This is a genomic window from Nostoc sp., assembly GCF_036917275.1.
GTDB lineage: Bacteria > Cyanobacteriota > Cyanobacteriia > Cyanobacteriales > Nostocaceae > Nostoc.
On the sequence record NZ_JBALDF010000065.1, the window covers coordinates 37929 to 51974 of the forward strand.

The 14046-nt window shown below is 42.7% G+C and carries 11 protein-coding genes and 1 pseudogene; 7 read left to right on the top strand and 5 right to left on the bottom strand.

Annotated elements, in window-relative coordinates:
• The first annotated feature begins 261 nt into the window (after positions 1 to 261).
• The 6 genes and pseudogenes from V7K35_RS25740 to V7K35_RS29825 form a co-directional block, all read left to right on the top strand.
• Complete coding sequence (locus tag V7K35_RS25740; protein ID WP_335082861.1) at positions 262 to 2898, top strand: EAL domain-containing protein; 2637 nt, start codon at positions 262 to 264, stop codon at positions 2896 to 2898.
• Positions 2899 to 2972: 74 nt separating this feature from the next.
• Positions 2973 to 3893, top strand: a complete 921-nt coding sequence (locus tag V7K35_RS25745; protein ID WP_335082863.1) for a histone deacetylase family protein — start codon at positions 2973 to 2975, stop codon at positions 3891 to 3893.
• 293 nt (positions 3894 to 4186) lie between these two features.
• Positions 4187 to 4324 (top strand): hypothetical protein, encoded by a 138-nt coding sequence (locus V7K35_RS25750; protein WP_334793126.1) that lies wholly within the window; start codon positions 4187 to 4189, stop codon positions 4322 to 4324.
• A gap of 177 nt (positions 4325 to 4501) precedes the next feature.
• Positions 4502 to 4948, top strand: coding sequence for a tellurite resistance TerB family protein (locus V7K35_RS25755; RefSeq protein WP_335082865.1), 447 nt, complete (start codon positions 4502 to 4504; stop codon positions 4946 to 4948).
• A 318-nt stretch (positions 4949 to 5266) separates the two neighbouring features.
• Complete coding sequence (locus tag V7K35_RS25760) at positions 5267 to 6622, top strand: UDP-N-acetylmuramoyl-tripeptide--D-alanyl-D-alanine ligase (RefSeq protein ID WP_335082867.1); 1356 nt, start codon at positions 5267 to 5269, stop codon at positions 6620 to 6622.
• Positions 6619 to 6759 (top strand): annotated as a pseudogene (locus V7K35_RS29825) (GNAT family N-acetyltransferase); the annotation flags it as partial. The gene V7K35_RS25760 and the pseudogene V7K35_RS29825, both read left to right, overlap by 4 nt.
• A gap of 84 nt (positions 6760 to 6843) precedes the next feature.
• On the opposite strand, the gene V7K35_RS25765 reads toward V7K35_RS29825, so the two are convergent.
• The 3 genes from V7K35_RS25765 to trmFO form a co-directional block, all read right to left on the bottom strand.
• On the bottom strand, positions 6844 to 7179 hold the full coding sequence (locus V7K35_RS25765; protein ID WP_334793123.1) for a hypothetical protein: 336 nt from the start codon (positions 7177 to 7179) through the stop codon (positions 6844 to 6846).
• Positions 7180 to 7385: 206 nt separating this feature from the next.
• Positions 7386 to 7787: a fasciclin domain-containing protein gene (locus tag V7K35_RS25770; RefSeq protein WP_292871282.1), complete on the bottom strand. Its 402-nt coding sequence runs from the start codon at positions 7785 to 7787 to the stop codon at positions 7386 to 7388.
• Positions 7788 to 8093: 306 nt separating this feature from the next.
• Positions 8094 to 9410: an FADH(2)-oxidizing methylenetetrahydrofolate--tRNA-(uracil(54)-C(5))-methyltransferase TrmFO gene (gene trmFO / locus V7K35_RS25775; RefSeq protein WP_335082869.1), complete on the bottom strand. Its 1317-nt coding sequence runs from the start codon at positions 9408 to 9410 to the stop codon at positions 8094 to 8096.
• Positions 9411 to 9960: 550 nt separating this feature from the next.
• Here trmFO and V7K35_RS25780 point away from each other — a divergent pair.
• On the top strand, positions 9961 to 11382 hold the full coding sequence (locus V7K35_RS25780; protein ID WP_335082871.1) for a VWA domain-containing protein: 1422 nt from the start codon (positions 9961 to 9963) through the stop codon (positions 11380 to 11382).
• Between the two features lie 288 nt (positions 11383 to 11670).
• Here V7K35_RS25780 and panB read toward each other — a convergent pair whose 3' ends face one another.
• Both panB and V7K35_RS25790 read right to left on the bottom strand, forming a co-directional pair.
• On the bottom strand, positions 11671 to 12444 hold the full coding sequence (panB, locus tag V7K35_RS25785) for a 3-methyl-2-oxobutanoate hydroxymethyltransferase (RefSeq protein WP_335082872.1): 774 nt from the start codon (positions 12442 to 12444) through the stop codon (positions 11671 to 11673).
• Positions 12445 to 12529: 85 nt separating this feature from the next.
• Positions 12530 to 13636: a ligand-binding sensor domain-containing protein gene (locus tag V7K35_RS25790; RefSeq protein WP_335082874.1), complete on the bottom strand. Its 1107-nt coding sequence runs from the start codon at positions 13634 to 13636 to the stop codon at positions 12530 to 12532.
• Between the last annotated feature and the right edge of the window lie 410 nt (positions 13637 to 14046).

Sequence of the window (14046 nt, forward strand, 5' to 3'; positions counted from 1 at the left end):
GACAACTTTAATTGAGCAAATTTTCCATAAGTTCAACCTGAAAGTCTTAAATTTATGGCAATACGCTTGGTGTTAGTGATATTTTGTCCCGAAAGATCCCCCCAAGTGGAGCAAGTGGCTTCCCTTAAAAAGGGGGACTTAATTCCCTTCTTTTTAAGGAGGATTAGAGAAGATCAACCCTTAACCTAAGTGGATTGCAACTTCTGGGAGTAGTATTTTTTAGACTAAAACATTAAAGATATGAGAATTTGAGGAATAGCCATGCTAGGAAATGAGCGGGAAAAAATACGCCATATGTTGGTCATCCAAGACCTACAAGGGCAGCGAACTGTCGTTTTGCAAGAGGCTACTTATTCTTTGGGGCGGCATCCCGCAAACACTATTGTCTTAACTTCCCGGTCAGTATCAATGCAACATGCAATTTTATTGCGAGTAACTGTTCCGCAGACTGACCAATACGGCTTCCAGATTATTGATGGCAACTACAAGGGCAAAGGAAGTACTAATGGCTTATTTGTAAATGGCACTAAATGCTTTTCTCATAATCTTAGAAACGGAGATGTCATTGCTTTTGGCGGTAATCAAGCTCAAGCAAAATATTATGCTATTTCCAACCTCTCAGAACAAGCATTTTATGAATCTTCTGATGTTGAAGACTTATCTGGTTTCCTATCACAGCAAGCCAGTCCTGCCAATCCTTTTCAAACCCTAGCTATCGATCCCACCTTTGAAGCAGCTAGTGAGTCCGCCCTAGCTCGCCTAGCATCCTTCCCTGAACTAATCCCCAATCCAATTATTGAGATGGATTTCGAGGGAACAGTGACTTATCTCAATCCAGCCGCAGCTCTGAAGTTTCCCAAACTTAGAGAAGTTGGGACACAACACCCCATTTTAACAGGACTTCTGGGTGCAGTTAACAATTTAGAAAAAAATTCTTTTGTGCGGGAGGTGGAAGTAGGTGCAGAAGTTTTTGAACAATCCGTTCTCTACCTTCCTGAAAGTGATTTAATTAGAACTTTTATTGTTAGGGATATTACAGAGCAAAAGCAAGCCACAGCCGAACTGCGCCAGCGCGATCGCTTACTACAGGCAGTTGCAGAAGCCGCTAATTATTTGCTAAGGGAAATGAATTCCGAAACTGGTATTGATCGAGCTCTAGCTGTATTGGGCGAAGCTGCCAAAGCAGATCGTGCCTATCTCTTTCAGAACCATCCCCATCCTGCTACAGGGGAAATAGCAGTCAGCCTACGGTTTGAATGGACGCACTCCTTTATTCAACCTACCCACCACCATTGGCAGAATCAGCCTTATCAAGCTTCTGGATTAGCCCGTTGGCATACTGTTCTATCTCGCGGCGAGTCGATTAGCGGACTCACCCAAAAATTTCCTGTCGCCGAACAAGAATTTCTGATTAGAGATGGCATTCAATCGCTTATCCTGGTGCCTCTCCGGTTAAAGAACGAATTATGGGGTTACATTGGCTTGGCTGACTGCACCTTTGAGCGGCATTGGTCAAGGCACGAAGAATCTACCCTTTTAACGATGGCCGCCAGTATCATTAGTACGCAGCAGCGTCAGCAAGTAGAAGAAAAGATTCGCTATCAAGCCCTTCACGACCTGCTGACAGGGTTGCCTAATCGTCTACTATTTAATGAGCTGCTCAGTAAAACTCTGCCAAACGCCACTCGGAATGGCGAAAGTTTAGCTGTGATCTTCCTCGACCTGGATCGCTTCAAGGTCATTAATGATACTTTAGGGCACACTTTGGGAGACCAATTGTTACAAAGTGTCACTCAAAGATTAAAAGACTTACTCAGAGGCGGAGACACCATAGCCCGTTGGGGAGGTGATGAGTTCACTATCTTACTCCCGCGAGTCCATGACATTGAAGAGGTAAACCAGGTGGCGCAGAGAATCTTACAAGCCTTAGAGGATGCTTTCCATCTTCAAGGGCATGAACTTTACGTGACTGCCAGCCTCGGTATTGCGTTGCTTGATGACAACAGTCCTGACGCTGAAACACTAATCCAGCACGCGGATGCCGCTTTATACTATGCTAAGGACAAAGGGCGGAATAACTACCAATTCTACAGTGTTTCCCTGAGCGCTAAAAATCCTGAACTCCTAACTTTAGAAAAGAGCTTGCGTTATGCCCTAGAACGCGAAGAATTTACGGTGTATTATCAGCCTCGTGTGAACATTGCCACAGGAGAAATTACTGGTATGGAGGCTCTGTTGCGTTGGCAGCACCCAGAGATGGGCTTGGTTGCACCCAGTGTCTTTATTCCCCTCGCCGAAGAAAGTGGATTAATTGTTCCCATTGGCGAATGGGTGCTGCGGACAGCCTGTAGCCAAAATAAAACCTGGCAAGATGCAGGATTGCCACCCATGATGATCGCTGTCAATCTTTCTCTTAAACAGTTCTGCCAACCTAAATTGGTGGAGACTATAGCCAAAGTTTTAGAGCAAACCGGTCTGGAGCCGCGCTTTTTAGAATTAGAAATTACCGAAACTACAGCTATTGAAAATTTAAGTTTTACCAGAAAGGTATTACAAAATCTACAGCAGATGGGTGTCTACATCTCCATAGATGACTTTGGTACGGGTCATTCCTCGCTCTCGCGCCTACAGCTTTTGCCACTCCACAATCTGAAAATAGATAAATCTTTTATTCAAGATTTGACACAGGATGTCAAAGTAGCTCATATTATTAAAGCCATAGTTAGCTTGGGACACAGCTTAGGATTGAAGTTAACAGCCGAAGGGGTAGAAAAAGAAGAGGAACTAGAGTTCTTGAAATCTATCAACTGTGAGGAGGTACAGGGCTTTTTACTCTACCGACCGCTTTCTGCAAAGATTGCAACAGAAATTCTCGAAAGTAAACGACCAATGCTCTAGTCACAAGGAAAAACTGTTTGTACCAGTGAGGATACAATAGCATTCATTGACCTGCTGCCAACCTTTTTCGTCTTATGCTGCCAGTCATCTATTCCGACGAATTTTTAGATCACAAGACTGGAAAATACCATCCCGAAAGACCAGAACGTTTAAGTGCGATCGCCACTGCCCTAAAAGCAGCTACCTTTGCAGATAAGATTGACTGGCGATCGCCTACACCAGTATCAGAACAGCCATCACTGATGTCTATGTTGGTTAAAGCGCATAGCCCAGCCTATATCAAAAAACTTTGGCAAATCGCCTCTAGTGGCGGTGGCCCTTTGGATGGAGATACGCCAGTTTCCCCTCGCAGTTATGATGTGGCATTGTTGGCAGTCAGTGCCTGGTTAGATGGAGTTGAGGCTGTATTAAAGTCGGCTAATCCGGCTTTTGTACTAGCGCGTCCCCCAGGACACCATGCAGAAAGTGATGCAGGAATGGGCTTTTGCCTATTTTCTAATGCAGCGATCGCAGCTTTATTTGCCTTAGAACAACCTGGAATTAACCGCGTCGCCATCCTCGATTGGGATGTGCATCACGGTAATGGTACTCAGGCGATCGTCGAAACCCAAGCACGCATCGCCTACTGTTCCCTACATCAGTACCCATGCTATCCCGGTACTGGAAGATCGACAGAACGCGGTTTTCATAATAATGTCTTAAATTTACCAGTACGCCCTGGTAGTGATATTGCAGTATATCAGCCACTATTTGAAACACAGGTTGTACCGTTTTTAGCTAACTTTCAGGCGGATTTACTGATTGTCAGTGCTGGTTATGATGGCAATGCCGCAGATCCTTTGGCAAGTATCAATTTGCAGCCACAAGACTACGCTTTATTTACTGATTATTGTCTGGGGTTAACTCGTAAAATTCTGTTTGGCTTAGAAGGTGGCTACGACTTTGATACTCTTTCTCAATCAGTTGTAGCGACGATTGAACGCTGTTTACTTTAAGCTTTCCTTGTTTACCTCATTGTCGGACAAAAGTTTATAGAAATGATGTATGCAAAGGTTTCTTCACCAAAAAAGCAGAAGGGAAATTGCAGTAAGTCTTTCTTCTCTGCCCCTTCGCCCAATGCCCTTTTTTGTAAACTTCATCGAATCTTCAGAAAGAAAAGTTTGAGTTGGTTCAGAAAGAGCTAAAGTTTTGTTAAGATGCAATTGCTAGCAGTTTCTCAGCGAAATTCACCTATCGGGGTGTGGAGAAATAAAAAGTACTAGCAGCACAAAGTTCAAAAGGTGAAGCAATGACCACCTACATTTTTTTCGATGAAGCTCTACGGATGCTGACTAATGCCTACTTGATATCAGTAGTACTGTTAATAGCAGCTTCTGGTATAGGTTTGGCGGTAATTGAAATAATAGAAAAGACAGGAGAACCTTAAGTTTACAGATGGCAATGTAGTTCTTGCCAAAAACCATTGGGTGCAGGTGTTCGCCGTGAATAAATCTTGGGAACACTAAAGCATGAAAGTCTCACAGCGTTGCAGTCTTACCTGGAAACCCACCAAACACACAGGTAACTGTAGCGCTATTGGGACTCTAACCAAGGAGCTACTACAATGGGTCTATTCGACGCCGTGTTGGGTACAGAAAGCCAAACCCAAGCAGCACTCAATCCAGAAGAAGCTTTTGCTGTCATTATCTTGGTGGCAACAGCCTCAGACGGTTACCTTTCTGTTGAGCAAGCAAATTCTATCACTTCTGTGCTGTCCCGGACGAAACTTTTTAAAAGTTATCCGCATGAGATGATGAACAGGCTGTTTGACAAAATCTTGGGCATTCTCCAGGGTGATGATTTTAATACTTTATTTGATGCAGCAAAAAATTCTCTATCTCAAGACTTGCGGGAAGCAGCCTTTGCAGTAGCCACCGATTTAGTCTTAGCTGAAGGTATTGTCGCTGAAGAAGAAAAATACTTCTTAAATGATCTATATCAAGCTTTAGGTGTTTCTAGTGAGATAGCAATCAAAATTGTGCAAGTAATCTTGATTAAAAACCGGGGCTAGGACGATAAAACATATGCTTAATTAAACTATATAAATAGCTTATAGACAGAGTGTGCCAAAGGAGTTAAGCTTCTTTGGCACTATTTTTGGTATTATTGTGACCAAAGAAAATAAAAAAGGTAAAGTAAGAAGAAAGAAATCACTTTTCCCCACACTTTACAGAGCAAGTATTTTTAAATATGGGGTTTCCTTTTCTCATTTTCCTTCATTAGGCTTAGATTCGCGACTTTTCCCTTAAAGTCGCAAATCTTGTTGTTCAATGCAGTATTATGTCATAATTCGATTTTATAATTTTGAACTTTAAATTGTAAATTACTTATGCATTGTTCTGCCACCCTAACCCAACTGGTTAAAGTTCTTTTGGCCAGTCCGATAAACTTATCTGAAACTGCTTTAACACAAGTAAGTAGCGGTATCCAAACAGATAGCCGTACCTTGAAACCGAGTGAAGTATTTTTAGCTTTGCGAGGCGATAAGTTTGATGGACATGAATTTGTGGCAACCGCGATCGCAAAAGGTGCAATAGCTGCAATTGTAGATTTTGAATACGAAAATCCTGGCTTTCCTATATTACAGGTAAAAGACACCCTCAAGGCATATCAGAAAATCGGCAGATGGTGGCGCGATCGCTTTAATATTCCGGTGATTGGCGTAACAGGTTCCGTGGGCAAAACTACAACCAAGGAACTGATCGCCGCAGTTTTAAGAACAAAGGGACGAGTTCACAAAACTTATGAAAATTACAACAACGAAATCGGTGTTCCAAAAACTCTTTTAGAACTTGGCACAGAACATGACTACGCCGTGATCGAAATGGCGATGCGCGGTAGGGGACAAATTGCCGAACTGACGCAAATAGCGCATCCAACAATTGGAGTGATTACTAATGTGGGGACGGCGCATATTGAGTTACTGGGTTCAGAAGAAGCGATCGCCCAGGCAAAATGTGAATTATTAGCCGAAATGGCTGCTGATAGTGTGGCAATTCTCAACCATGACAATCCTCTATTAATGGCCACAGCAGCGAAAGTTTGGCACGGACAAGTTTTGACTTACGGCTTTTCTAGTGGGGATATCCAAGGGCAGTTAATTGATCACCAAACTGTGGAAGTCGCAGGAATCCAACTACCTCTGCCGTTACCTGGGCGTCACAATGCAAGTAATTTTTTGGCAGCTTTAGCGGTAGCAAAGGTGTTGGGGATCGATTGGGCAAGCCTCAAAGCAGGTGTGGTGGTGGATATGCCCACAGGGCGATCGCAGCAGTTCGCCTTACCCAACGATGTGGTAATCTTAGATGAAACTTATAATGCTGCACCAGAAGCTATGATAGCAGCGTTGCAATTATTGGCAGACACACCCGGAAAGCGGAAAATTGCCGTATTGGGTGCAATGAAAGAATTGGGAGAGCGATCGCAGCAGTTGCACCAGCGAGTGGGAGAAACAGTGCGAAAATTGAATCTAGACGGCTTGTTGGTTTTGGTAGATGGACAAGATGCCGAGGCGATCGCCCTTAGTGCTGAAGGTATCCCATCAGAATGCTTTGCAACTCATGCTGATTTGGTGGCTAGATTGAAGACATTTGTGCAAGCAGGCGATCGTTTATTGTTCAAAGCCGCCCATTCCGTAGGACTAGATCAGGTAGTCAATCAGTTACGTGCAGAATTTCCCAAATGATACCTCTAGAAACCCAACGTCTTATAGTGCGAGACTTTGTAGAATCAGATTGGCAAGCGGTTCATAAATACGCCAGCGATGATGAAGTTGTGCGTTATTTAACTTTTGGCCTTAATAGACGGACAAAAAATAAATTATCCAAAATTATTTGTACATTTGTAGGGGCACAAAGTCTTGTGCCCCTACGATAGGATGTTTTTTTAACTGGAAGTCCCTAAATTTCAGGCGTTGTTGGAAAGACTAGGGCTATTACCGTAGCGTCTTTGAAAAAGAATTGCTGCCAAATTAGTCACCAAACAAGTAATTGCTAGCCACAGCAAGATATAAGTAGGAGCCATCACTACCCCAATCATGAACCAAGTATATACGTGCAATATCATCACGGAAGCGAAAAAGCTGGCAATTCCAGCAGATTGCCACACTTGATATGATGGGCGACGTAACGCTACCAAGCTCATCGTTAAAATTGTGACAAGCAAGTTCGCTGGGACGAGAAATGCACAAATACTTACGCAGTTGCCACGAGAGAACTCAATTAAGGTGTTAAAATCGAGCATTAATTTGTTGGGATAGACGTTAGCTTTTTAAGAATTTAATTTATTCTATTTTAAAATAACTAAATCTACATTCATATATCAGTGAGTAATCACATTGCAAATATAACATAAGTTAAACTATTTAGTTCCATTTTGATACTACGAATAGTTAGTTAATTATAAAGATTTTGGATAAGTAGGGTGGAAAACCACCCACCCTAGCTGAATTAACCCGGTAAAATCACTGTATCGATAACGTGTACCACACCATTATCAGCTTCAATATCTGCTGCTAGAACTGTGGCATTTTTAACTTCAAAACCATCAGAAGAATCAATTTTAATGGGTGAACCTTCTACAGAATTAACCGTACCGAGTTGTGCCAAATCAGCCTGTAGCAGCTTTCCTGGAACGACATGATACTTTAGAATCCGCGTTAGCTGGGGAATATTCTGTAACAGAGTTTGGATAGTTCCCGCTGGTAACTTGGCAAAAGCATCGTCATTTGGTGCAAAGACGGTGAACGGCCCAGGACTTTTTAATGTTTCTACTAAACCAGCAGCTTGTACAGCCGCCACCAGTGTTTTAAAAGACTCAGCCGTAACTGCAATATCAACAATATCAGCCATATATCTTACCTAAATTTCTGCAAAAGATTTTAAAGGATAATAAACCTATTTTAAGTTTTATTAAACAAAATAAATTTAAAATCAGATCTTAAATAAACTACACGTAGATGTGTACTTCTCGTCAGATATCACCTGATGATGTTTCTAAAAAAATTCTTAGTTAGTTGAACAGCGGATGTATGAAGTGGCGGTGGGGGCAAAAACTGATGGGCGCATGATCGCGATCGCTTGATTCAAACAATGCTCGATTATACTGTCAAGCTTCAACCGGGGGAACCCCGACAACGCAGTGGCTCCCCATGCTCGTTAATTATGATTAGCTTTCCAGTTTGCTAGATCAGTTAAAGAGCGATCGCGGTAACGTCCATAACGCTCTTGTTTACTTTTGATTTTCGCACCCAGTTCGGGAAAAATCCCAAAGTTGGGCGGCATTGGTTGGAAATGCTTCGGCGAAGCAGAACTAATAAATTCCAATAACGCACCCATCATTGTTGTTGGTGGTAAAATCAAAGGTTCTTTACCCAAAGCTAGCCGCGCTGCATTAATTCCCGCCAAGCAGCCACCCGCAGCCGCTGCGGTGTAGCCTTCAGTACCAATCAACTGTCCAGCAGCTAACAATGTCGGGCGCTCTTTAAATTGCAGAGTCGGATGGATTAGCCCAGGAGCATTAATAAAAGTATTGCGGTGCATCACTCCCAACCGCACAAACTCTGCCTTTTCCAAACTGGGAATTAGCTGAAATATTCGCTTTTGCTCACCCCAACGCAGATTAGTTTGGAATCCTACCATATTCCACAGTTGACCGGCTTTATCTTCTTGTCGCAACTGCACCACAGCATAAGCACGTTCGCCTGTGCGAGTATCTGACAATCCTACTGGCTTTAGGGGGCCGTAGCGCATAGTATCTTCCCCCCGCTGTGCTAGTTCTTCAATGGGTAAACAAGCTTCAAAAAATTTCGCCGTTTCCCGTTCAAAACCTTTGAGTTCTATTTGTTCAGCAATACATAGTTCTTCTCGAAACTGCAAGTACTGCTCTTTATTCATTGGGCAGTTGAGATAAGCGGCTTCACCTTTGTCATAACGTGATGCCATAAAAGCAACGTCACGGTTAATCGATTCTCCCACAATAATCGGACTAGCCGCATCGAAAAAGCTGAGGTATTCCATCCCGGTAAAGCGGTGCAAATCTTGGGCTAAGTCAGGACTGGTTAAAGGCCCAGTTGCCAAAACCACAATTCCTTCTGGAATCGCAGACACTTCACCCCGACGAAATTCAATTAAAGGATGATGTGCTAAAGTTTGAGTCAAGTCTTGGCCAAATTGTCCCCTGTCTACAGCTAGCGCCCCACCTGCCGGAACAGCGTGTTCATCAGCTTTAGAGATGACGATAGAACCAAGTTGGCGTAATTCTTCGTGCAATAATCCAGCTGCGCGATCGCTTGCCATTGCCCCAAAGGAATTACTACATACTAATTCTGCCAGATGTTCTGTATGATGAGCAGGGCTGAAGCGTTTTGGACGCATTTCATGGAGAATTACTGGTACTCCAGCTTGGGCTATTTGCCAAGCTGCTTCAGTTCCAGCTAGTCCACCTCCAATTACTTGTATCGGTTGTTGTTCCATAGTTCAATTTTTAGTTCCTATATTATTAAGTATCCATCAGCATCACAGAAGTGAAATTAAATAAACTTATTTGGGGTCAATTAATTGGCAAACTGGAGAAGTTGTGCGGTTCTTCAATCCTCGTAGAGACTTTTGGGGAGAGCATTTTCGATTAGACGAGGCTGTGATTCAACATCAGAAAGACATTGGATAAGTCACAGTATGCATTTTAGATTTTAACAGTGGCGACGTTTACGCACCTAGAGCGATAAGCTTTAATCGCATCTGGTCAGTATCCACCAGCATCGACCGTAGAACGTATCAACAAGTAGAGTGTTGCTGAGTTGGAGTACAAATAATTCTAAACTCTTGTACAAAAGTACGAAAACTCAATTTTTCTTTGCGCCTGGAGCGCCTCTGCCAGCTAAGTGACAAATCTTTAGAGGATGTTTGGAAAGTTGGCATTTGAGCAAAAAAATATCAATGTAGAAGCTGTGAATACGGATACACAGTACTACTAGCATATTATTATCAAGCAATATGCTTGTTATTGTGTAACACAGTCTGTATTATGAAAGCTAAGGAGAAAAATTTACTTTACCTAGATACTAACTGTATGCCCACAAATGACATCGTTTTTCTACAAGACTTGACTGGATCGTACTATGATGACTTACCCAAACTGAAGGTTTTACTTCCTGCGGTAGTAAACCGATTAACCAGCCCTTATTTAACTCAGATTTTTGGTAATGATCTTGAATTTGGTCTTGCCTCTTTCAAAGATAAACCAGTATCGCCTTTAGGTAGTCCTGGTGATTATGTTTATCAAAAAGAGGTTTCTTTAACCACTGATGCAAGACAAGTCAAGACAGCAGTAGGTAACTTTGTTGTTGGTGGCGGTAATGACGAACCCGAATCACAATTAGAGGCGCTTTTACACGCTGCCTTAGATAGTAGTATCGGTTACAGAGTAGGCTCAAAGCGTTTAGTTTTCCTAGCTACCGATGCAACCTATCACGTTGCAGGGGATTTGAAGAACGCTAGTCCGACTCCTACCACTGTAGTGGCTAATAACGGAGATGGCGTAATCGATCCTAATGAAGATTATCCAGATATTACACAAGTACAGGCGGCTCTGATCGCAAATGATATTATTCCTGTTTTTCTAGCTACCAGTGATGTTAAAAGTACTTACGACGGGCTGGTTAGCAGTTTAGGTCGGGGTATTGTGACAACTCTTGATAGTAACAGCGAGAATGTGGCTGATGTCATAAAATTTGCGATCGCTAAAGCAAATGCCGTAATAACCGTTGAGGGAACCGACGGTGATGACAACATTGATGCCTCTACTATAACTACGCCTGGCAATCAGGTTGTTTTTGCCGGGGCGGGTAACGACACTGTTGACCTCTTTGGTGTTACTGGTAACCATTTTATTGATGGAGGAGCAGGTTACGATGTCCTTTATGGTGGGATTGGTCAAGACAAAATTGATGGGGGCAGTCTTGATGACAACCTATATGGAGGGAACGGTAATGATACTCTCCTTGGCAGTAGTGGCAACGATGTTCTACGAGGACAAGGCGGCGACGATATCCTTCAAGGAGATAGTGGCAAGGACGATTTATTTGGGGGAGCAGGCAACGATACGTTTATATTTGACACTGGTTCACCATTTACGGCTACTGACCTCGGAATAGATATAATCAACGACTTCAGACAACTTGCAGGTAATACGGACAAAATCGAACTATCGAGAGATACTTTTACCGTTTTGGGTTCTTCTGGTTTTATCTTTGCTTCTGTGGCTACCGACGCAGATGCTGAAATAAGTACTGCCAACATTGTTTACAGTACAGGGACTCGTAGCCTGTTTTATAACCCAAATGGTGCAACATCTGGATTTAGTTCTACTCTCGAAGGAGGTCAATTTGCAACATTTGCAGTGGGTACTCCCACTCTAGTGGCCGGTAATTTTACTATTGTTGATTAATTACAATACTCCGGACAGAATCAGGCTGCGATAACGCCATAAGAGGATGTTTTAAAAGGGTCTTTTGGTTTCATGGTAAGCACTGTGAAGCATCTCAGGACATGACTTAAACCTTGATTTTTCGTCATTAACCTAAGTCTGAACGGCAAAACTATACCTTCCAGGACTTTTAAAACATCCTCTTAAACTCCATTTATTTTCTGGTATTAGTTCATAATGGTCATAGAAATTAAGGAATAGGAAATAAAGTAAGAGTTTTTCCCAATCCCTAGTCGCCAGTCACTTTATTTATGATGGAAACTTCCGTTCTCTGACTTCCACAGCATAATCTTGCACGGCTTTGGTAATCGTCTCGCGCAAGTTTGTGTAAACTTTGGCAAAGGGTGGATGCTTCTCTGTAAGCCCGATTACATCTGAGGTAACTAAAACTTGTCCATCGCAGTGAGTTCCTGCGCCGATACCAATTGTTGGAATGCTCAGTTTTTGTGTAATCTGCATTGCTAAATCTGCGGGGATATGCTCTAAAACTAGAGAAAATACACCAGCTTGTTCGAGAGCGATCGCTTCATTTAAAATTCTTTCTCCGGTTTCCTGGCTCTTTCCCTGTTGTCGCAAACCAAGTTGATGTATTGATTGCGGTGTCAAACCTACATGACCCATTACCGGAATTCCGGCTTGTACTAAACGAGCCACAGTTTCTGCGATCGCTGGATAGCCACCTTCCAATTTTACCGCTTGAGCGCCTGTTTCCTTCAGTACCCGCCCAGCTGAATGCATCGCTTGCTGGAGACTTTCTTGATACGTCAAAAATGGTAAATCTACAACCACTAATGCACGTTTAACTCCTCGACGCACTGATTTAGTGTGGTATATCATCTCATCCAAAGTTATGGGTAGTGTTGTTTCATACCCTAGAATTACTGCCATAGAGTCACCCACAAGGATTAAGTCTACACCAGCTGCGTCGAGGAGTTGAGCGATCGCATAATCCCAGGCGGTCAATGCCACAATTGAACGTCCCTGTTGTTTCCATTGAATTAATTGCTGGGTAGTGATTGCCATTGCCAATTTTAGATTTTGGATTGGGGATTAGGTATTGGTTATTAAGTATTGGGTATTAGAAATAAATTTTTCTAGTCCCCAGTCCCTACTTAACGGCGCGACTGAAAGCAATATGGGTTTTTGCACTGTTCGTTTTGGGCATTAACCAAGCTAGACCTTCACTAGTACCTATCCATAATTTATTGCCGATGTCAGGTGCAAGGGCAAGAATCCTACTTGAAGGGAGTCCAGCAACTTCTGGGTCTAACACAGCTCCTGTATTTGGATTTAATCGTAACAAACCATTGTTAGTCCCGACCCAAACACTACCATCTTTAGCAAAACGTACTGCTGTCACGTTACGCCCACGTAGGCGAGTCACAGACCGCAACACTGCACCAGTTTTTGGGTTAATAACTAGCAAATTATTCGGCATTCCCGCCCAAATTAATCCTTCTGGACTAATAGCTAAGGCTTGTACAGTCGTCCCTGGTAAATCGGCTATCCGCTTCATAATCGTTGCACTAGCAGTATTTACCCGCACTAATCCATCAAGAGTGCCAACCCACAGTTGACCTTCAGCATCTAAAGTCAAAGTATTGGCGCTGACACCAGGCAGATTTTTTAATGTTGTCATAATCAAGCCTTGGTCGGGACTAATTAGGGCTAAACCACTATCGGTTCCAGTCCACAAATAACCCCGCTTGTCAAGTAACAGTGACAACATCCGTTTAGAAGGCAAAAATAAATTCTGCGCGGTGATTTCGTTAGTGCGGGGATCTACTCGGATTAGTCCCTCATAACTTCCCACCCACAAGCGTCCAACTTTGTCTTGAGCTAAAGCACCAATGGTAACATTCGGTAAACTAACACGAGAAACAATCTTGCCGGTTTTAGGATCAATCCGCGATAGTCCCCGCCAAGAACCTATCCAAAGATTGCCCGTAAAATCTTCTAGTAAGTTGCCGACACGATAATCAGTTTCTAGGGAATGTTCTTGTACTCCCCGGTCATCGGGTAAGGGTTTTACTCGCGGTCGCGGTGCAGAAAGTGGGTAAACTGGGGTTAAATCAGATGAATTAATATCAGGGGTTTTTTGTGCCCATCCGATACTTGGCACAGCGATCAACCCCAGCAAGATAGAAGTAATTAATAAACTAGCACGCTTGTAAAACAATACCACGGTGACATTTCCTTTGGAGACAGTACCCATAGCTGTTACCTAAACTGGCTTTGGATTAATTCCAGTGTTCCCCTAACTGGGATTAATTAAACGTCATCTGGAATTTTTCTCAAATTTAATCGGCATCGGAAAAGTTTTTCCCAGTTCCCAATCCCTAGTCCCCAGTCCCCAGTCCCCAATCCCCAATCCCCAATCCCCAATCCCCAAAGGCTCAATACAATTATTCATGACACTTTGTAAAGTATTTGTAACAAAATGTTTAAATCTTTATGTAATAACAAATTCATATAGTTAAGTTAAAAACTTTCTAAGAATAACTTATTAATTTCTTGATATATTGTGAAACAAGTTACAAATTACGTAGTGTGGAATTTTTTATCTTTCGCTCACCACTCTGCTAAATCTCTGTAAAGTAAATTCTTTTCTGGTATCTTTTCCAT